Below are 18,795 nucleotides of genomic sequence, written 5' to 3'. Positions count from 1 at the left end.
GGGGTAAGGCGATGAAGGTAATACTGTTATTTATCGTGTTAACGCCGCTGATAGGTTTCTTAATCAATGGTATTTTTGGTAAGTGGACAAAACCTGTGGCGGGTATAATAGCGGCATCTGCTTTAGGTATTTCATTTATTTTAGGATTGTTTCCTATCTGGTCTGTTTTACATGGTCATATAGTGGAGTTTACATACTTCACTTGGATGCCATTCAAAGGACTTGAAGTTCCCTTCGGTTTAAGAGTTGACTATGTAAGTGCAGTGATGCTGTTTGTTGTTACATTCGTCTCTTGGATGATTCATATCTATTCTAATGGATACATGGCAGGTGATAGGGGATATGCAAGATACTTTGCCTATCTCAACCTGTTTGTTACAGCAATGTTGATTCTTGTTCTTGGAAACAACTACTTGTTGATGTTTGTCGGTTGGGAAGGCGTTGGTCTTGCATCTTATTTATTAATCGGTTTCTGGTACGAGAAGGATACAGCTGCAGATGCGGGTGAAAAAGCATTTGTAGTAAACAGAATTGGTGATGCTGGTTTTATTATCGGTATTCTGTTTTTGATTTATCACTTTGGAAGCGTTACATATTCTAATGTTTTTCCAAGGGCTGAAGAGGTTTTAGGGTATGGCTCTACGGCTGCTACAATAATAGGTTTGGCCTTGTTTGTTGGTGCTGTTGGTAAGTCTGCTCAGTTCCCATTGTATATATGGCTTACTGATGCTATGGAAGGTCCAACACCTGTTTCATCGTTGATTCATGCCGCGACGATGGTTACAGCTGGTGTCTATATGGTAGCAAGATCAAACGCAATATACTCTCTTGCTCCAGTAGCTCAGGAGGTTGTTGCAAGTGTAGGTGCTTTTACAGCGTTTTATGCAGCAACAATGGCACTTACACATAAAGATATCAAAAGAATTCTTGCTTATTCGACATTATCCCAGCTTGGATACATGTTCATTGGTGTTGGTGTTGGAGCTTACTGGACAGGTATGTTCCATCTTATGACGCATGCTTTCTTTAAAGGTTTACTCTTCCTTGGAGCTGGTGCGGTAATGCATTCAATGAGAGGTCTTCTCTCCATAGATTTAATGGGTAATTTAAAGAAATACATGCCGCAGACGGCCATTTTAATGGTCATAGCTTCACTTGCTATCTCTGGTATTCCACCATTTGCAGGCTTCTTTTCAAAAGATGCTATACTTGCCTCAGCTTTAGAAATGGGTCATCCTATTATATGGATAGTTGGAGAAGTTACGGCATTTCTAACAGCTTTTTATATGTTTAGATTTGTATTTAATGTTTTCTATGGAGAAGAAAAAGTTGAAGGATTGTATCACGATTTACATACACATGAAGCTCCACCTGTTATGACTATACCTATGTGGGTTCTTGGAATACTTTCCATTGTTGGTGGCTGGGTAGGTATTAAATTCGGTGGCCATATACCATTTGAGTGGTTTGTTACTCACACTGCTCCAACAACAGAGGTTGCCCATGAAGCACACTACTCTGAGGCTTTATTGATGGGTATTTCTGTAACTATGGGTCTTTCAGGTATTCTTGCTGCATGGCTCATTTATATCAAGAAAATTATCACAGCAGACAAAATTGCGAATATGTTCAAACCGATATACACATTGCTTGCAAACACTTACTATGTTGATGAGTTTGTGTATTGCTGCATCGTTAAGCCGTTCTGGTGGGTATCAACGAACTTCTTGTGGAAGATTGTCGATGTTATACTCATAGATAAGGGTATGGTCGATGGAGCCGGTTGGATAGCTGGTAGAGTGGGAAGAGGATTGAGATTGCTACAAACGGGATTTGTTAATAATTATGCTTATTGGATAAGTATGGGTATAATCATCTTAAGCGGTTGGTATCTTGTTAAAATTATTTAATTAAGGAGTAGGGCTTATGAATGAGCTGCATTTTCCGATTTTGACGACGATAACCTTCTTGCCGTTGGTTGGTGCTTTTATAGTGGCACTAATTAACGAGAAGAATGAAAATTTAATTAGGTATGTCACTTTTGGATTTCTGGTTTTAGATTTCTTTGTGTCTCTTCCACTTCTATTCTACTTTAATCCATCAACATGGCACATGCAGTTTGTTGAAAGGGTGCCGTGGATTAAGTCATTAGGTTTTCAATATTATGTAGGTGTTGATGGTATAAGTTTATGGCTGGTGCTTTTGACGACCTTCTTGACTCCTTTAGCTCAGCTTTCTACTTGGAAGGCTATCGATAAAAAAGTGAAGCTGTTTAACATAACTATTCTTTTGATGCAAACAGGCATGCTGGGAGTATTTATCTCTCTCGATATGTTCTTGTTCTATGTTTTCTGGGAAGTTCAGCTTATACCTATGTATCTGATGATTGGTATTTGGGGTGGTCCAAATAGGGTATTTGCAACAATGAAGTTTTTCCTTTACACTTTTGCTGGTAGCGTTCTTATGATGGTTGCTATCATGGCTCTTTACTTCTTGCATCATCACTTTACTGGCACATATACAACCGATATAGTTAAGTTGATGGAAACTCCACTTCCGCACCACTTGCAGTTGTGGTTGTTCTTGGCTTTCTTCTTAGCGTTTGCAATCAAGGTTCCAATGTGGCCGTTCCATACATGGTTGCCTTGGGCGCACGTGGAAGCGCCAACGGCTGGCTCTGTCATTCTTGCTGGTATATTGCTTAAGATGGGAACTTACGGATTTTTGAGATTTAATCTTCCTATGTTCCCGGACATGAGCCATGCTTTTGCGGTTCTTGTTATAATTCTGGCAATAATCGGTATCTTCTACGGTGCCTTTGTTGCTATGGTCCAGCCTGATATTAAGAAGCTTGTCGCTTATTCATCTGTTTCTCACTTGGGTTATTCGATGTTGGGTATGTTTGCTTTGACTCAGACTGGTCTTGAAGGTTCAATACTCCAAATGATAAACCACGGAATCTCAACAGGCGCCTTGTTCCTTTTGGTTGGTATAGTTTATGAAAGAAGACATACAAGGCTGATATCTGAATATGGTGGATTAGCTTATCTTGTTCCTGTATTTGCAGTGTTTTTTATGATATTTACACTCTCTTCTATTGCTGTTCCCGGCACAAACGGTTTTATAGGTGAGTTTATGATACTTCTTGGAGCTTTCTTGAGACATCCAATTTACGGTATAATTGTGGCATTTGGTGGTCTTTTCTCGGCCGTTTATATGCTTACGATGTATAAAAGGGTATTCTTCAATAAGGTTACGAATCCAAAAAACCTTGGACTGCCTGATATGACAATAAGGGAGTGGTTATATCTTGTGCCGCTATTAGTGTTTGTTTTCTGGATAGGTATATACCCACGCACATTCTTGTCAAAGATGAGGGTATCTGTAGAACATCTGCTTAAGCAGGTAAATAGAACCACTGTAAGCGTTAATGTTTCTGCTCATCAGGAAGCTTCACTAATTAAAACAGTGGTTATTAAAAAAGGTTAAAGGGGAGTTGAAAAATGAATATCGCAATGGTGTATTCACTGAAGGATTTAACGGCGATAGTGCCAGAATTGATATTGACGGGATTTGCTTTTGCAATCCTGTTAATTGATTTGTGGCTCCCTAAGAAGATGAAGGCTCTGAATGGGTTGCTTGCCTTGTTTGGTGTTGTGTTTTCTTTTGCCAGTGTTGTTGTTATGTATAACAGCAACCTAACGGCGTTTAACAACATGATAGTAATGGATAGGGCAAGCAACTTGGCAAGTGTTATTATGTTACTTACAGCGTTTGTTGCAATCGTTATGAGCTTTGACTTCTTAAAAAGAGAAGATGTGAATCTCGGTGAGTACTACGAAGTTTTGCTCTTTTCCATCGTGGCTATGCAGATACTCGCATCAACCTATAATCTTATTGTTATGTTTATAGCCGTTGAGACACTCTCAATCGGTATGTATATACTGACTGGTTTCTTAAGGAATAAGGATGAGAGCGTTGAAGGTGCGATGAAATATTTCATTCTTGGCTCCTTTGCTTCAACTTTTCTGGTTCTGGGTATAGGTTTATTCTATGGACTGTTTGGCAGTGTTGATTTGAATACGATTAAGGCATCTTTGTCGTCAGCTTCAAACTTCTATAAATACATAGCAATCTTGGCTTTCTTGTTCGTGTTTGTTGGATTTGGATTTAAGATTGCATCCTTCCCATTCCACTCTTGGACACCTGATGTTTACGCGTCTGCACCAACTCCAATGAGTGCGTTCATGTCTATTGCTCCAAAGGCTGCTAGTTTTTTGGCTCTGTTAAGATTTCTTGTTGTTGGTCTTGGTCCAATCGAAATTCACTGGACGAAGGTTTTATGGATTATAGCTGTTCTTACCATGACATTCGGTAATACGGTTGCTCTGTGGCAGAAGGATTTAAAAAGACTTTTGGGTTACTCTTCAATTGCACATGCCGGTTATATGCTTGTTGGTATAACGGCTGCAAATGAGCTTGGATATGGCTCTGTAATGTTCTATCTGTTTGGATATCTCTTTATGAACTTGGGTGCATTTGCAGTTGCTGAGTTTATAAGCCAGAAAGAAGATAGGGGAACGGAGATAGCAAACTTAAAAGGGTTTGGCTATAAGTATCCACTGATAGGCGCTGCTATGCTCATCTTTATGTTCTGTCTTGCTGGCGTACCACCAACGGTTGGATTTGTGGGTAAATACTATCTTTTCTCTGCAGCCGTAAAAGCTCATCTTTACTGGCTTGCCGTTATCGGTGTTATAAATAGTGCTATCTCTGCATATTTCTATCTGGGTGTCATAGTTACAATGTACATGAAGGATGATACCGAAGAGAAAATTGAAGTATTCAACAGTGTTCCTGTGAAGGCTGTTATACTCGTTATGGCTATAGCTGTTCTCTACATTGGAATCTTCCCAAGCCAGTTTCTTGACATGGCTTTGAAGTCAATACCTTTCTAAATAGGGTGAAGGGAGTCTTCTCCCTTTGCTCTTTTTCTTGACAATCATAGTCAGCTAAATAATAATAAGGTCGAGGGAGTAAAGATGGGCAATATTTTTTTAAAATCCGATAGGTATTTAATAAAAACATACGAGAGGTTTGAAGTATATTTTGAAAAAGGCGAAGGTGTTTTTCTATTTACACCCGAAGGTGATAGGTATCTTGACCTTTTAGCTGGAATAGCGGTAAATAGTCTTGGCCATTCCCATCCTGTTGTTGTTGAGTCAATTAAAAAACAGGCAGAGAAGCTTATCCATGTTTCTAATCTGTATCATATAAAACAGCAGACAGAACTTGCCGAATTGCTCGCAAATAACAGTTGTTGTGATAAAGCATTCTTTGTAAACAGTGGAGCAGAAGCAAACGAAGCGGCTTTGAAGCTTGCAAGAATATATGGCAATCCAAAGAGAAATAGAATTTTATCCTTTAAGGACTCGTTTCATGGTAGGACACTCGGCAGTCTTGCCTTGACAGGCCAAACCAAATACCATAAAGGTTTTGAGCCTATACCTGAAGGTTTTGATTATGTTGAATTTAACAACTTTGATGATTTCTTGAAGAAGGTTGATGATACTGTTGTTGCTGTATTTGTTGAGTTTGTTCAGGGTGAAGGTGGTATTAATCCTGCAGATAAGGAGTTTATGACCAGAGTTTATGATTACTGCAAAAAACACGATATACTCTTTATTGCAGACGAAGTTCAAACGGGTATAGGAAGAACAGGAAAACTATTTGCATATCAACATTATGATGTTGAGCCAGATATAATAACACTTGCAAAGGGTTTGGGTGGTGGTTTTCCGATAGGTTGTATGATTGCTAAGGATTTTGTTGCAGAAAAGTTTACATACGGAACACACGGTTGCACATTTGGTGGTAATCCGCTCGCTTGCGCCGTTTCGAAGTCTGTTGTTGAGTATGTGATAGAGAACAATCTCTCTTCTTATGCAGGCATGATGGGTGATTATCTTCTTGAAGAACTCAATAAGATATTCGGCAGCAATAGGGATATTTTAAGAATTAAGGGTTTTGGTTTAATGATAGGAATTGAGTTTGGAGACTCTCAAAAAGCTGATAGGTTTGTTAGGAAGGCGTTTGAGAGCAAAATGCTCGTAGGTAAGGCTTCTGACAGAACGGTTAGACTCGAACCACCTTTAATAATACAAAAGGAAGAGATAGACCTGTTCTTGCAGTTTTGCAGGGAATATCAATGAAATTTTTTAATGAAGACTCCATACAGCGGTTTTCAGAGCACATAAGCACAATTTTTGGGATAGGTTATACTGCTTATGCTCCAGGAACAATGGGCAGTCTGTTTGGACTGCTTATTTATATGTTTCTTAAGGATTTTTCGTTGGTTTTCTATGTTTTTTTTGTTGTTGTTCTGTTTATTGTTGGAGTATTTGCAAGCGATGTAATGGAGAATGTGTATGGTATAAAAGACCCTTCGTTTGTTATAATAGACGAAGTTGTTGGTATGCTCATCTGTTTTATCGCTGTTCCATATACTCCCGTTATGGCTATAGCTGGTTTTTTGCTGTTTAGGGCTGTCGATATATCTAAGGTTCCACCGTTAAATATACTTGAGAGAATAGGTGGTGGTTTTGGTATAATGATAGATGATGCTGTGGGCGGATTGATAGTAAATATTGTTTTACAGGTTATAATAAGATGAAAAGTGCAGTTATTTATGTAGGTTTTGATGTTGATAAGGGCATAGATAGGAATCGTTTTTTTGAATGCGGTGTTGATATATGCTGTGAATTTAATGTATTTGATTTGTCTAAGCTAAGATTTGTCTCAAGGTTGGCTTATGAGCAGTCTGACGGCTTGATTTTTGTTTACTCTTCGAAGAGTTGGCCAGACCTTCAGAAAACCATGCTTATTGAGTTTGAAAGAAGCAGCGTATTTGTTGAAGATGAGAAACCGTATGTCATAGCGAAGGGATTTAAAAAGCTCAAAGATGGTATATTTTTTGATGTTGTTTATGATAAGCCTGTTCTATTCTTGCCTTATGATTTGAAAGAGAATGTTGATTTAAAAGAAGCGTTAAAACCTTTCTCTTCGGATAGAAGGATAGTAAAGGTATTTGGCAGGGATTTATCAAAGGATGAGTTCTGTGTGTATGCAGATGAAGTTGAATCAATCTTGTCTGTGCCAAAGGATAAGCTTAAAGGTTATGATTTTGCATATACGACTTGCGGGAAAACACCAGAAGAAGCGCTATTTGATGCGTTGCTTAGCAAAGGCAAGGTTAAGATTGCAACGGCAGAATCCTGCACTGCGGGTCTTGTTGCTGCAAGGATAGCGAATGTTCCAGGTGTGTCTGAGTTTTTGGAAGGTGGAGCGATAACATACTCAAACAAACTCAAGGTTAATGTTATAAAGGTAAACTCTAATCTGCTTTATAGGGTTGGTGCCGTATCCGAAGAAGTTGCCTATCAGATGGCGGTTGGTGCTTTAGCTTTGACATCTGCGGATTATTCTGTCTCTATAACGGGAATAGCAGGACCAACGGGTGCAACCAAAGCAAAGCCGGTTGGCCTTGTCTATTTTGGTTTTGCATCAAAGAGCAGGGTTATAACAAGAAAGATGGTATTTTCTGGCAATAGAAGGTTGGTAAGAGATAAATCTTCACGCTTTGCCATTTTAATGTTAAGGTCTTTTATTCTGGGCGAATGAGAGTTTTTGTTGCTTTTGATATTCCAGAGAATATAAAAGAGAAAATCTTAGAGCTTGAAAAAGAGATAGCAAGAATAACAAAACGCATAAGATTAACTGCCAAACCCAATATGCACATAACCGTTAAATTTTTGGGTGAGCAGCCGTCTCAATCTGTGAATAGGATTGTTGAGATATTGAAGGGCAACTCTGAAAAGTTTGATAGGTTTAGGATATCTTTAAATAAAGCTGGCGTGTTTAAGAGTCTTGAAAATCCTTCTGTTTTATGGCTTGGTGAGTTTAACTCTATTTTTGAGAGCATCTCTAATACTATCAATAAGGAACTTGAGATATTTAGAAAAGCAGACAACAAACCGTTCTGTCATCTTACCATAGGCAGAATGAAAGGCATTTCAAAGGAAGAGATAATCGAAGCTTTAAGGGTTTCATCTGATTTTGCAAAATCCAATGACCTATCTTTCGAAGTTGAAGGTTTTTACCTGTATGAAAGTAAGCTTTACAAAAAGGGCGCTGAGTATAATAAGCTTGAGAAATTTATGTTTAAGGAGAAGTAAGAGATGGATGAGAAAAAACTGCAATCTTTGAATATGGCTATCTCAAAGATAGAAAAGACATTTGGTAAAGGCGCACTTATGCGTCTTGGAGAGATGAAGGCTGTTGATGTGAATGTTATCCCGACAGGCATTTTATCGCTTGATGTTGCTTTGGGTGTTTGCGGTATTCCAAAAGGGAGAATAATCGAGATTTATGGTCAGGAGTCCAGCGGAAAGACAACAATAGCTCTGCACTGCATAGCTTCAGCTCAACAGCAGGGTGGTATAGCTGCTTTTGTCGATGCTGAGCATGCTTTGGATGTTAACTATGCAGAAAAACTGGGTGTTGATGTGGATAATCTTCTTATTAGTCAACCAGACTCAGGTGAGCAGGCACTCGAGATAATCGATACACTCGTAAGGAGCAATGCTGTTGATTTAATTGTTGTTGACTCTGTTGCGGCTTTGGTTCCACAGGCTGAAATTGAAGGTGATATGGGTGATGCGCATGTGGGCTTGCAGGCTCGTCTGATGAGTCAAGCTTTAAGGAAACTAACCGGTGCAATAAGCAAATCGAACACATCGATAATATTTTTGAATCAGATAAGAATGAAGATTGGTGTTATGTTCGGCAATCCCGAGACGACAACAGGCGGAAATGCTTTGAAGTTTTATGCTTCAATGAGAATGGAGATAAGAAAAACAGGAACACCAATAAAACAGGGTGGCGAAGCAGTTGGTAATAGGGTAAAAGTTAAAGTGGTAAAGAATAAGGTTGCACCACCGTTTAAAGAGACGGAGTTTGATATTATTTACGGTCAGGGTGTAGATAGAGTTGGAGACATTTTAGACCTTGCCGTTGAGCATGATATTGTTGACAAGAGCGGTTCTTGGTTCTCTTACAACGATGAGAGATTGGGACAGGGAAGAGAGAATGCAAAGGAGTTTCTAAAGGAGAGACCAGAGCTGCTTGAAGAGATAGAGAACAAGTTAAGAGAAAAGCTTAACTGTAAGGCAAAAGGAGAAGAGAATGAAGATTGATGATTTTTTAAGAAAAGGTGTGTCAGAGAAAAAAGCGAGTGATATTCATATAAAGGTTGGTTCAAAGCCTTTTTATAGGGTTAATGGAGAGATGCTAAGGGATGAAAGTGATGATGTTTTAAAACTTGAGGATTTTGAAGAATTTTTGAATAGCGAAAAGGTTGATGATTTTTTGGTTGATAAATTTCACAAAGAGAGACAAGTCGATTTGGGTTATGGTCTTTCTGGGGTTGGACGATTCAGGGTAAATATATTCTATCAGCGTGGGACGATTGCAGCTGTTTTTAGATTTATTCCGTTTGATATTCCATCGTTAGAAGAGTTAAATCTGCCCAAAGTCATAGAGACAATAGCCCTAAAACCAAGAGGACTTGTCCTTGTCACAGGTATAACGGGCTCTGGTAAATCAACAACACTTGCCACGATGATTGATATAATAAACAAAAGAAAAAAGAAACATGTTATAACGATTGAAGACCCAATTGAGTATTTGCATAAGGATATAAACTCATCGATTGTTCAAAGACAAGTTGGATATGATGTTTTAACCTTTGCTGACGGGTTGCGTGGTGCTTTAAGGGAAGACCCAGATGTTATCTTGGTTGGTGAGATGAGAGATAGAGAGACGATAATGACAGCTTTAGAAGCTGTTGAGACTGGTCATCTTGTTATGTCGACACTGCACACAAAGGATTCTGTTGAGACGATAAACAGAATTATCGCATCGTTTCCTTTGAATGAGCAGAGACAGATAAGACTTCAGCTTTCTGCGACATTGGAAGCTGTTATATCCCAAAGGCTTTTAAAAAGGAAAGATGGCAAGGGTATGGTTCCAGCTGTTGAGATAATGATAGCAACGGAACTTGTTAGGGATGCAATATTAGATTCTGAAAAAATCCACAATGTCAGAAGGTCGATAGAGTTAAACAGGGATACATACGGCACTCAGACATTCGACCAGTCTCTGCTTGAGCTTTACAACAAAGGCCTTGTTGACCTTGAAACGGCTAAAGAGTATGCAACCAATCCAAACGACTTTATGCTTAAGGCTCGTGGAATTGTGTAAATGGACAATGAAGCGCTGAAGTATGCTTTGAGACTTTTAAACAGAAGAGACTATACGGAGCTTCAGCTTAGAGAGAAATTAAACGGCAAGGGCTTTGATAAGAAGGACATTGAAGATACAATACTGTATCTTAAAGAGAAAAATTTTTTGAACGATGAGAGATTTGCTGAAAATTACATCTTTTTTAGACTTAAAAACGGCTATGGAAAAAGGCGTATAAGGTTTGAGCTTAAAGAGAAAGGCATAAAGGAAGAGATTGTTGATAGGCTACTTGAAGATAAAGAAGAGATGATTGAAGAGTATTTTTTGAAAAAACTAAAGCAGGTTGAAAATAAAAAGAACCCTTCAAAGAAGCTGTTTGATGCCTTATACAGGCGTGGTTTTGATAAAGAGAAAATATTTGAGTTAATAAATAAATACAATGTGAGGGAGAGAAATGAAGTCAGCTGACTTAAGAAGGGCGTTTTTGGAGTATTTTAAAGAGAATGGACATACGATTGTAAAGAGTGCTCCACTTGTGCCAAAGAATGACCCAACGCTATTGTTTGTTAATGCTGGAATGGTTCAGTTTAAGAATGTCTTTTTAGGTAAAGAGAAAAGGGATTATAAAAGGGCAACGAGCTGTCAGAAGTGTGTTAGGGCTGGTGGAAAACATAATGACCTTGAAAATGTTGGATATACTGCAAGACATCACACATTCTTTGAGATGCTGGGCAACTTCTCCTTTGGTGATTATTTTAAGAAGGAAGCTATACACTTTGGCTGGGATTTTGTTACAAGGGTGCTTGGTATAGATAAGGATAAGCTATGGATAACGATTTTTAGAGAAGATGACGAAGCATTTGAAATATGGAATAAGCAGGAAGGTGTGCCATCATCAAGGATAGTGAGAATGGATGAACATGACAACTTCTGGGCTATGGGTGATACAGGTCCTTGTGGCCCATGCTCAGAGATTCACATAGACCAAGGACCTGAAGTTGGCTGTGGCAGGCCAGACTGCTCTGTTGCGTGTGATTGTGATAGATTTTTGGAGCTTTGGAACCTTGTTTTTATGCAGTTTGATAGGGATGAGAGTGGCAATCTGAATCCGCTGCCAAAACCGAGCATTGATACGGGTATGGGCCTTGAAAGAGTTGCGGCAATACTTCAAGGTGTTCATAGCAACTTTGATACAGATGTCTTTAAGCATATAATCTCTGCTTTGAGTGATTTCTTTAAAGTGCAATACGGCAAGGAAGAGAAGGCTGATGTTGGCATAAGGGTTATAGCAGACCATCTGCGAGCCATGGATTTTCTTATAACCGATGGTGTCTTTCCAGACAAAGAAGGTAGAGGTTATGTTCTAAGAAGAATAATGCGCAGGGCTATGAGATTTGGCAAAAAGCTTGGTGTAAGCGAACCGTTCTTACATAGGTTTATCGATACGGTAAATGAAGTTATGGGCGATGCGTATCCAGAGATTATTCAGAGCAGGGATACGGTTGTAAATGTTGTAAAAGCAGAAGAAGAGCAGTTCTTTGAGACACTCGAGAGCGGGTTAAAGATATTGAATGAGATTTTTGAGAAATCACCCAAGAAGGTTGTTGATGCAGAAAGTGCCTTTAAGCTTTACGATACATACGGATTTCCTATTGATTTAACGGTTGATATAGCAAAGGAGAATGGTTTTGAAGTTGATTTAAAGGGTTTCAATGAGTTGCTTGAAAAACAGAGAGAAGCATCAAGAAAGTCATGGAAAGGAACAGGAGAAGAGTTCGTTTGGGATGCTTTTGGCGAGATTTTTAAGGAAGTAAAAGAGACAAAATTTGTTGGATATGATGAGTTTGAAATAAAGTCAAAGCTTGTTGGCATAGTAGGAGAAGATAAGCAGATTAAAGATAAAGTAGAAAAAGGAATATACTATCTTATTTTTAAAGAGACGCCGTTTTATGCAGAAGGTGGCGGTCAAGTTGCAGATACGGGCTTTATTTTAAAAGATGGCTCAAAGGCTTATGTTAGCGATGTTCAAAAGTATTTTGACGGCAAGCTATTTGTTCACAAGGTTGAGTTGCTTGAAGGTGAATTTAAAAAGGGTGATGTTTGCACATTAAGGATAAATGTGGCGCGAAGGAAGGATATAGCAAGGCACCACACAGCAACGCATCTACTTGATGCTGCTTTGATTAAAGTGCTTGGAAAACATGTAAGACAGGCTGGTTCTTTGGTTGATGAGAAGCATTTGCGTTTTGATTTTACTCACTTTACTAAATTGGGTGATGAAGAGATTGTAAAGATTGAAGAGTTGATAAATAGCTGGATTATTGAGAATTATCCAGTAAATGTTGAATATATGGGACTGCAGGAAGCAATAGACAAAGGTGCCATAGCTCTGTTTGATGAGAAGTATGGCGATGAAGTTAGGGTTGTGTCTGTTGGCGATGTGTCGATGGAGTTGTGCGGCGGAACGCATGTTAAGGCATCAGGAGAGATAGGTCTGTTTAAGATAATTCATGAATCTGCAGTTTCAAAAGGCATAAGACGAATAGAAGCAAAAGTCGGACTTGAAGCTTACGAGTATGTAAGTGAACTTGAAAGGGTTGTAAAAGAGACTGCTGCAAAACTCGGTGTTGCATACTCAGACATTACAAAGAAGGTTGAAGAGCTAAAAAGCAAAAAGGCTTCAAAAGACGAGCTTAAGTTTGACCAGTCCAAAGTGAAAAAGATAAACGGCATAAATGTCTATGTTGATGTTTTTGAAAATAGAGAGCTTGGAGAACTCAGGCATCTTGGAGATGTTGCAAAATCAAAGATGAAAAGTGGTATTGTTTTGCTGTTTGACAAAAAGGAAGATAGGGTTAATGTAATAGTGATGATTACAAAGGATTTGACAGGTAAAATAAAAGCTAAGGATGTGGTGAATCGTATCTCTTCAGCATTGGGTGGCAAAGGCGGTGGCAAAGATGAGTTTGCTCAAGGTGGTGGAAGGGATATTGGTAAAATTAACGATGTTCTCGATAATATAGCTTCCTATATAGGGGGGTAAAATGTTCAGCGAACTTGTCTATTTGGCTGTCGGTATAGGTAAAAGGGTTGATAGAATGATTGATTCAATAATAGAAGATGGCAAAAAAGAGCTTGAGAATAAAGGCTTAATCGATATTGCAAAAGAGCATCTGCAGAAGAGAAAAGAGCTTGTTAGAGATATGGTGCTTGAAGATGTGAAAAAAACGGCCAAGGAGCTTGGTCTTGCAACGAAGGAAGATATTGAAGAATTAAAAAGACTCATTCAACAAAATAGATAGGAGTTTGAGATGTTTGTGCGTAAGCCTGCTGTTGCGGATATGTTTTATCCGGCAGATTTGGGTGAGCTAAAAAGATACCTTGATGCTGTTATGCAGCCTTCTGATAAAAAAATATCGCCTAAGTCTATCATTGTGCCGCATGCTGGGTATGTCTATTCTGGTGATGTTGCAGCAAAGGTTTACTCTTCTATTGAGCCGTTTGATGTTTATCTTATCATGGGACCCAATCATACAGGACTTGGAGCTGAAATTTCCGTTTTTGATGGCATGTATGAGATGCCGTTTGGAACGGTTAAGTCCAACAGCAGGCTTGTTGCTTTGTTGAGTGAGAATGAGTATGCAGAGATTGATTACTATGCTCACCTGCAGGAGCATTCAATAGAAGTTCAATTGCCTTTTATTGATTATATAACGCCGCATGAGTATGAAGTTGCAACAGTCGTTGTTGGCACGCACAATGTTGCTAAGCTTTACTCTTTTGCTGAAACCGTTGCAAAGGCCATATCATCCTTAGATAAAAGGGTTTTGATTGTTGTAAGCAGCGATATGAACCATTACGAAGACCAAAATACGACGGCTGAAAAGGATAGAAAGGCTATTGATGCCATAGAGAAGCTGGATGAGAATGAGTTATTTAGAGTCTGTAGCTCGTATGGTATTACGATGTGTGGTGTTGCTCCTGCTTATGTTGCTATTGCTGCATCTAAAATGCTTGGTGCAAAGAAGGCTGAATTGCTGATGTATAAGACCAGTGGCGATGTGAATGGAGACTATTCAAAAGTGGTTGGGTATGCCGGCATAGTTATAGAATGAAGGATTTTCTTTACGATTACCCTTTCTTGGTTGTTTTTCTCTTTCTTGTTTTTGTTGCTTTAGGTCTTTTTGTTTGGCGTCTTTTTCTAATTGCAGCCTTTGGCCTATTTCTTGTTTCCCTTTTTGATAGAAGAATAACAGTTGCCATATTGATTTCTTCTGTTTTGGCATTTGTGTTTTTTAAAGGTTTTTCTCCGAAGGTGTGTAATTTATCTAAGGTTATAGGTAATATAGTTGATGTTAAGTTTGGCTCGCATTTAACTTTTTTGGTAAAAAGTGAAAAATGTAAACTACTTCTTTTTGCTCCTTCAAGGTTTGATAATTTACGGATTGGAGATAGAGCTATTTTTTATGTTAAAGTTAAGCCTATCGATTCTTTGAAAAACCAGTCGTTTAGACAATATCTTTTTTCTATTGGTGTTGATGGTGTGGGTTTTGTTAGATATGCAAAGAGAACTGGCAAAAACAAGTTTATCTCTTTTATTGAGCATATAAGGGAAAAGATAGAAAATGAGTTTTACTATTTTTTGCCTTCTAAGGTTGAGTATTTCTTAGATTCTGCGTTTTTGGGCGATTCACGATACAAATCACGCATAAAGAAGGATTTTATAGATACACAGACTGCCCATATTTTGGCTGTCTCTGGCGTCCATATGGGATTTGTGTTTGGTATGTTCTACTTTCTGTTTTATGAGCTTGTTTCCATGATAGGGTTTATATATCGCAGATTTAACTTGAAAATTGTTGCTTCGAATTTTGCTTTAGTTCCTACTATGCTCTATTTTGCTATAAGTGGCATGCATATACCGGCTATAAGATCTTTTGCAATGATGATGCTGTTTATTTTAGCCGTTGTGTTTTCTCTTAGAAAGAACTCATTAAACGGCCTTTTTCTTGTTGGCAGTCTGTTTCTTGTGTTTAACCTGCGTTCAATCTTTAATCCTTCGTTTGTCATGTCTTTTGTTATGACGCTGTTTGCTATTGTATTTTATGAGATGCTGAGTGTTTTAAAATTGCCTGTTAAATGGGCTGTGTTTGTTGTGTTGATGAGCCTTTTTGCCACACCTTTGACTGTTTACTATTTTGGTAAGCTTTCTGTTTTCTCGTTTGTCTATAATGCGATAGTTGTGCCGCTATTTGGTTTTGTTGTGGTTCCTGTTGCCTTTTTGTTGCTCCTTTTTAGTTTTTTACCATACGGCGGGATTAAAGTTTTTCTGTTCAAGATAGGCTCTTTCATCGTGAGTAAATTTCTTGCTTTAGTCTCGTTTTTGTCTTCCCATGCTATAGTTATGAGGGTTAAATCAGATTTTATTATGATTTTGTTTGTTTATGTTGTTTTGGTCTCTTTTACTCTTCTGTTAAGTAAACTTCTATCTCGTCTAAATAGCCAATCCCAAACTCATCAGCAAAGCTTTTCTTAAAATAGGCAAACTCTAAATAACCCGATGAGTTTATTAAGGCTTTGTATGAGCTTGTCGGTGAGTGATATGTATCTTCAAGGTGTCTGAAGATAAGGTTTTTCAATATAATCTTGTCAAAACCACCTTTTAGGTGCTCTTCTTTTATGTTTGATATGCAATTTCCGAAATTATCAATATAGACTATCTTTCCAACAACCTTGCGCTTTTTTATCTCTGGTTTTAAGCTGCAGCAGAGCGTCTCTTTTTTCTTGCCAATATTTTCAAATCCATTCTTATGTATAAGATAGGCGGCTCTTACCATTATATCTCTGGCTTCGAATGTCTTTGAGCTTTTTGGGTTTACTTCCTCCTTTTCGATAACTCTTATCTCGTCTGGTTCTATTAGCGATAGTGCTTCGTTTTCTGGCGATACGATGATTTGACCTTTGTATTTTACTGCAACGATGTTTCTTTGCGTGCCAACACCCGGATCAACGACAACAATGTGCATAGAGTCTTCTGGAAACTTATCAAGTGCCGTTGCCGTAATGTATGCAGCTTCTATTGTGTTAAAAGGTGTTATGTTGTGTGTTATATCGATTATGTTTATGCCTTCTCCAAATAACTTTATCAATTCAGCCTTTAATTGAGCGACAAAACCACCGCTATCTGAAAAGTCAGTTGTTAGCGTTAATATCATTTTCAATCTCCTTTAGTAAAGCATTTTTCTGTTCTATGCATTTATCTGAGCTGCCTTTAATGTCATTTAAAACACTTAGAGCTTGTTGCTTCTCGTTTAGTTTAAACAGACAAAATGCCCTTTTTATCTGCGTAAAACATGACCTGCCCATGTTGTTTTCCATATCCGATATAGTTTTTAAAGCTTTTAGATACTCTTTGTTGGCTATCTGGACATTGATAAGTGTCTTTATGTAAAGCGGATTAGAATATCCTGAGAATATAACGGCATCTTGTAAATCTTCTTCTGCTTGTTTGATTTTACCAAGCGATAGATATACTAATGCCCTGTTGTAAAATGCGACATCCGCTCCTGAATATAGCGGATTTTCTATTAATTTTGTGAACATTTCTATAGCTTTGTTGTATTTTTTAACCTGGTAATAGTATATACCGAGTGCGTTGTAAGCATCAAAGAAGTTTGGGTCTATTTTTATTGTCTTTTTTAAATATTCTTCATATTTTCTCATGTTTTTGCGCATTTGATAGGCTATTGCAAGCATATAATAGACCTTTGGGTCGTTCTTTAAAATCTTCTTTGCGTCTTCAAGATAACCGAATGCTTCGGCTAAATTTTTGTAATCCTTATGCAATATAATGTTTCTTGCCATCTCGTATTTTATAAGGGCTATCTGCACAGCTTTATCTTTGGTTAGTTCTCTTTTTGGTGTGCTTGCACAGGATGATAATATGATGGCTGCTATCAATATCAGAATTAGCTTTGAAAACTTACTCATCATTATGATTTATATAGCAAACTTACCCTTCAGTCAAGAATTTACTTGCAAAAATCTAACTCTTTACTAAAAATGTCTGTATGTTTGTCTATGTGATATCAAAGTTGTTTACATACCTGTTTTTGCCGCCTGGATCGTTTGTGATATTGCTGTTTATTGCTTCTGTTCTTGTTAAAAGATTTAAGTGGATTTTTCTTTTGGGTGGATTTTCTCTTTGGGCTTTATCCACATCTGTTGTTAAAGATGCTCTTCTATTTCCACTTGAAAGGATAAATTTAACTGAAAATGTCTCGCCAGCTGCTGTTGTCGTTTTAAGTGGCGGTTCTTACAAGAATGATGTTATAAAAACAACACCAGATGCTTTTAAGCGCTTAGTTTATGGGTATATCTTGTCATGTAAATACAATTTACCGCTTGTTTTGAGTGGCGGCGGAATCAAGACAAATGATGCAGACAATATGTTGGAAGATTTAAAGATGATAGAGAAGGTATCGAAGTGCAGGCCTGTGGTTTTGAAGGAGAATGGTTCTTTGAACACATACCAAAACGGCAAGTTTACATATAAACTTTTTGAGAGGATGAGAATGCCAAAAAGGATTTATCTCATAACAGATGCCTATCACATGAAAAGGGCAGAGATGGTTTTTGAACATTTTGGTTTTAAAATAGTTCCAAAACCAGTTGGATTTGAGATAGAAGACAGATATACGCTTTTTGATTTTTTGCCGCAGATGAAAAATCTCTATTACTCTTATAAAGCAATTCATGAATATGTTGGAATTTTGAGCCTAAAACTTGCATGGATACTTTAAAAAGCCTGTCAGATTAAGCTTTTTTAAAAAATTAAAAAAATTAATTTTAACTCTTGACTTTTCCCCCAAAGTGTATTATATTCTCATTCCGTCGCTTGAAAGCGACATGATCTTTTACAAGCCAAGATGGAAGATAAAGCCCTGGTTGATATAGAGTTTTAGCCAGAACTTAATTGAGTCTTACTTTCATGTTTTAACATGAGAGTTTGATCCTGGCTCAGAACGAACGCTGGCGGCGTGCCTAACACATGCAAGTCGTGGGAGAAAGTCTCCTTCGGGAGACGAGTAAACCGGCGCACGGGTGAGTAACACGTGGGTAACCTACCCCAGAGTCTGGGATAACCCACCGAAAGGTGGGCTAATACCGGATAGTTCCCTGTCTCACAAGAGACAGGGGGAAAGAGGGCCTCTGCTTGCAAGCTCTCGCTCTGGGATGGGCCTGCGGCCTATCAGGTAGTTGGTAGGGTAACGGCCTACCAAGCCTACGACGGGTAGCTGGTCTGAGAGGATGGTCAGCCACACTGGCACTGAGACACGGGCCAGACTCCTACGGGAGGCAGCAGTGGGGAATATTGGGCAATGGGCGAAAGCCTGACCCAGCGACGCCGCGTGGAGGATGAAGGCCTTCGGGTCGTAAACTCCTGTCAGAGGGGAAGAAGGCAGCAGGGCTAATACCCCTGCTTGCTTGACG

The 18,795-nt window shown here is 38.5% G+C and carries 17 protein-coding genes and 1 rRNA gene; 16 read left to right on the top strand and 2 right to left on the bottom strand.

The annotated features are described in order from the left end of the window. Positions 1 to 11 precede the first annotated feature (11 nt). The 14 genes from nuoL to G415_RS0106740 all read left to right on the top strand — a co-directional run bounded on the left by nuoL (position 12) and on the right by G415_RS0106740 (position 15,838). Positions 12 to 1,910 carry an NADH-quinone oxidoreductase subunit L gene (nuoL, locus tag G415_RS0106805; RefSeq protein WP_022670907.1) on the top strand — a complete coding sequence of 633 codons (1,899 nt, stop codon included), beginning with the start codon at positions 12 to 14 and terminating at the stop codon, positions 1,908 to 1,910. Positions 1,911 to 1,926: 16 nt separating this feature from the next. Beyond that, a complete protein-coding gene (locus G415_RS0106800) occupies positions 1,927 to 3,489 on the top strand; it encodes an NADH-quinone oxidoreductase subunit M (RefSeq protein WP_022670906.1) in 1,563 nt (520 codons plus the stop codon). Between the two features lie 14 nt (positions 3,490 to 3,503). Continuing rightward, on the top strand, positions 3,504 to 4,958 hold the full coding sequence (locus G415_RS0106795; protein ID WP_022670905.1) for an NADH-quinone oxidoreductase subunit N: 1,455 nt from the start codon (positions 3,504 to 3,506) through the stop codon (positions 4,956 to 4,958). A gap of 84 nt (positions 4,959 to 5,042) precedes the next feature. Next, the gene (locus G415_RS0106790) at positions 5,043 to 6,212 is read left to right on the top strand and encodes an aspartate aminotransferase family protein (RefSeq protein WP_022670904.1); all 1,170 of its coding nucleotides are present in this window, start codon (positions 5,043 to 5,045) and stop codon (positions 6,210 to 6,212) included. Then, on the top strand, positions 6,209 to 6,673 hold the full coding sequence (locus tag G415_RS0106785) for a phosphatidylglycerophosphatase A family protein (RefSeq protein ID WP_022670903.1): 465 nt from the start codon (positions 6,209 to 6,211) through the stop codon (positions 6,671 to 6,673). The genes G415_RS0106790 and G415_RS0106785 overlap by 4 nt, the downstream gene beginning before the upstream one ends. Next, positions 6,670 to 7,680 carry a CinA family protein gene (locus tag G415_RS10985; protein WP_022670902.1) on the top strand — a complete coding sequence of 337 codons (1,011 nt, stop codon included), beginning with the start codon at positions 6,670 to 6,672 and terminating at the stop codon, positions 7,678 to 7,680. Before G415_RS0106785 ends, G415_RS10985 begins: the two co-directional genes overlap by 4 nt. Further along, complete coding sequence (gene thpR / locus G415_RS10795) at positions 7,677 to 8,234, top strand: RNA 2',3'-cyclic phosphodiesterase (protein ID WP_022670900.1); 558 nt, start codon at positions 7,677 to 7,679, stop codon at positions 8,232 to 8,234. The genes G415_RS10985 and thpR overlap by 4 nt, the downstream gene beginning before the upstream one ends. 3 nt (positions 8,235 to 8,237) lie before the next feature. After that, complete coding sequence (recA, locus tag G415_RS0106770) at positions 8,238 to 9,254, top strand: recombinase RecA (RefSeq protein ID WP_022670899.1); 1,017 nt, start codon at positions 8,238 to 8,240, stop codon at positions 9,252 to 9,254. Further along, entirely contained in the window at positions 9,244 to 10,320 is a 1,077-nt protein-coding gene (locus G415_RS0106765; protein ID WP_022670898.1) for a type IV pilus twitching motility protein PilT, read from the top strand. Before recA ends, G415_RS0106765 begins: the two co-directional genes overlap by 11 nt. Next, on the top strand, positions 10,321 to 10,770 hold the full coding sequence (locus G415_RS10105; protein WP_022670897.1) for a regulatory protein RecX: 450 nt from the start codon (positions 10,321 to 10,323) through the stop codon (positions 10,768 to 10,770). After that, positions 10,757 to 13,345, top strand: a complete 2,589-nt coding sequence (alaS, locus tag G415_RS0106755; protein WP_022670895.1) for an alanine--tRNA ligase — start codon at positions 10,757 to 10,759, stop codon at positions 13,343 to 13,345. The genes G415_RS10105 and alaS overlap by 14 nt, the downstream gene beginning before the upstream one ends. A 1-nt stretch (position 13,346) precedes the next feature. Next, entirely contained in the window at positions 13,347 to 13,604 is a 258-nt protein-coding gene (locus G415_RS10100; protein ID WP_022670894.1) for a hypothetical protein, read from the top strand. Positions 13,605 to 13,613: 9 nt separating this feature from the next. Beyond that, positions 13,614 to 14,417, top strand: a complete 804-nt coding sequence (amrB, locus tag G415_RS0106745; protein WP_022670893.1) for an AmmeMemoRadiSam system protein B — start codon at positions 13,614 to 13,616, stop codon at positions 14,415 to 14,417. Further along, positions 14,414 to 15,838 (top strand): ComEC/Rec2 family competence protein, encoded by a 1,425-nt coding sequence (locus tag G415_RS0106740; protein ID WP_022670892.1) that lies wholly within the window; start codon positions 14,414 to 14,416, stop codon positions 15,836 to 15,838. Before amrB ends, G415_RS0106740 begins: the two co-directional genes overlap by 4 nt. Here G415_RS0106740 and G415_RS0106735 read toward each other — a convergent pair. Together G415_RS0106735 and G415_RS0106730 are read right to left on the bottom strand one after the other, a co-directional pair. Then, complete coding sequence (locus tag G415_RS0106735) at positions 15,765 to 16,517, bottom strand: SAM hydrolase/SAM-dependent halogenase family protein (RefSeq protein ID WP_022670891.1); 753 nt, start codon at positions 16,515 to 16,517, stop codon at positions 15,765 to 15,767. The genes G415_RS0106740 and G415_RS0106735 overlap by 74 nt on opposite strands. Next, entirely contained in the window at positions 16,495 to 17,292 is a 798-nt protein-coding gene (locus G415_RS0106730) for a tetratricopeptide repeat protein (RefSeq protein WP_022670890.1), read from the bottom strand. The genes G415_RS0106735 and G415_RS0106730 overlap by 23 nt, the downstream gene beginning before the upstream one ends. An 80-nt stretch (positions 17,293 to 17,372) precedes the next feature. Between G415_RS0106730 and G415_RS0106725 the strand changes: the two genes are divergently transcribed. Both G415_RS0106725 and G415_RS0106720 read left to right on the top strand, forming a co-directional pair. Next, a complete protein-coding gene (locus G415_RS0106725; RefSeq protein ID WP_022670889.1) occupies positions 17,373 to 18,104 on the top strand; it encodes a YdcF family protein in 732 nt (243 codons plus the stop codon). Positions 18,105 to 18,298: 194 nt separating this feature from the next. Next, positions 18,299 to 18,795: ribosomal RNA gene (locus tag G415_RS0106720) — 16S ribosomal RNA — on the top strand; the annotation flags it as partial.

Origin of the sequence: Hippea alviniae EP5-r, assembly GCF_000420385.1 — a bacterium.
GTDB classification, from domain to species: domain Bacteria; phylum Campylobacterota_A; class Desulfurellia; order Desulfurellales; family Hippeaceae; genus Hippea; species Hippea alviniae.
The sequence above is the reverse complement of the archived record's forward strand: the minus strand, read 5'-3'. Positions and strand labels throughout refer to the sequence as shown.

Excerpts from the sequence above, each read along its gene's own strand:
- nuoL (WP_022670907.1), top strand. The coding sequence starts at position 12 with ATGAAGGTAATACTGTTATTTATCGTGTTAACGCCGCTGATAGGTTTC.
- G415_RS0106800 (WP_022670906.1), top strand. The coding sequence starts at position 1,927 with ATGAATGAGCTGCATTTTCCGATTTTGACGACGATAACCTTCTTGCCG.
- G415_RS0106795 (WP_022670905.1), top strand. The coding sequence starts at position 3,504 with ATGAATATCGCAATGGTGTATTCACTGAAGGATTTAACGGCGATAGTG.
- G415_RS0106790 (WP_022670904.1), top strand. The coding sequence starts at position 5,043 with ATGGGCAATATTTTTTTAAAATCCGATAGGTATTTAATAAAAACATAC.
- G415_RS0106785 (WP_022670903.1), top strand. The coding sequence starts at position 6,209 with ATGAAATTTTTTAATGAAGACTCCATACAGCGGTTTTCAGAGCACATA.
- G415_RS10985 (WP_022670902.1), top strand. The coding sequence starts at position 6,670 with ATGAAAAGTGCAGTTATTTATGTAGGTTTTGATGTTGATAAGGGCATA.
- thpR (WP_022670900.1), top strand. The coding sequence starts at position 7,677 with ATGAGAGTTTTTGTTGCTTTTGATATTCCAGAGAATATAAAAGAGAAA.
- recA (WP_022670899.1), top strand. The coding sequence starts at position 8,238 with ATGGATGAGAAAAAACTGCAATCTTTGAATATGGCTATCTCAAAGATA.
- G415_RS0106765 (WP_022670898.1), top strand. The coding sequence starts at position 9,244 with ATGAAGATTGATGATTTTTTAAGAAAAGGTGTGTCAGAGAAAAAAGCG.
- G415_RS10105 (WP_022670897.1), top strand. The coding sequence starts at position 10,321 with ATGGACAATGAAGCGCTGAAGTATGCTTTGAGACTTTTAAACAGAAGA.
- alaS (WP_022670895.1), top strand. The coding sequence starts at position 10,757 with ATGAAGTCAGCTGACTTAAGAAGGGCGTTTTTGGAGTATTTTAAAGAG.
- G415_RS10100 (WP_022670894.1), top strand. The coding sequence starts at position 13,347 with ATGTTCAGCGAACTTGTCTATTTGGCTGTCGGTATAGGTAAAAGGGTT.
- amrB (WP_022670893.1), top strand. The coding sequence starts at position 13,614 with ATGTTTGTGCGTAAGCCTGCTGTTGCGGATATGTTTTATCCGGCAGAT.
- G415_RS0106740 (WP_022670892.1), top strand. The coding sequence starts at position 14,414 with ATGAAGGATTTTCTTTACGATTACCCTTTCTTGGTTGTTTTTCTCTTT.
- G415_RS0106735 (WP_022670891.1), bottom strand. The coding sequence starts at position 16,517 with ATGATATTAACGCTAACAACTGACTTTTCAGATAGCGGTGGTTTTGTC.
- G415_RS0106730 (WP_022670890.1), bottom strand. The coding sequence starts at position 17,292 with ATGAGTAAGTTTTCAAAGCTAATTCTGATATTGATAGCAGCCATCATA.
- G415_RS0106725 (WP_022670889.1), top strand. The coding sequence starts at position 17,373 with ATGTTTGTCTATGTGATATCAAAGTTGTTTACATACCTGTTTTTGCCG.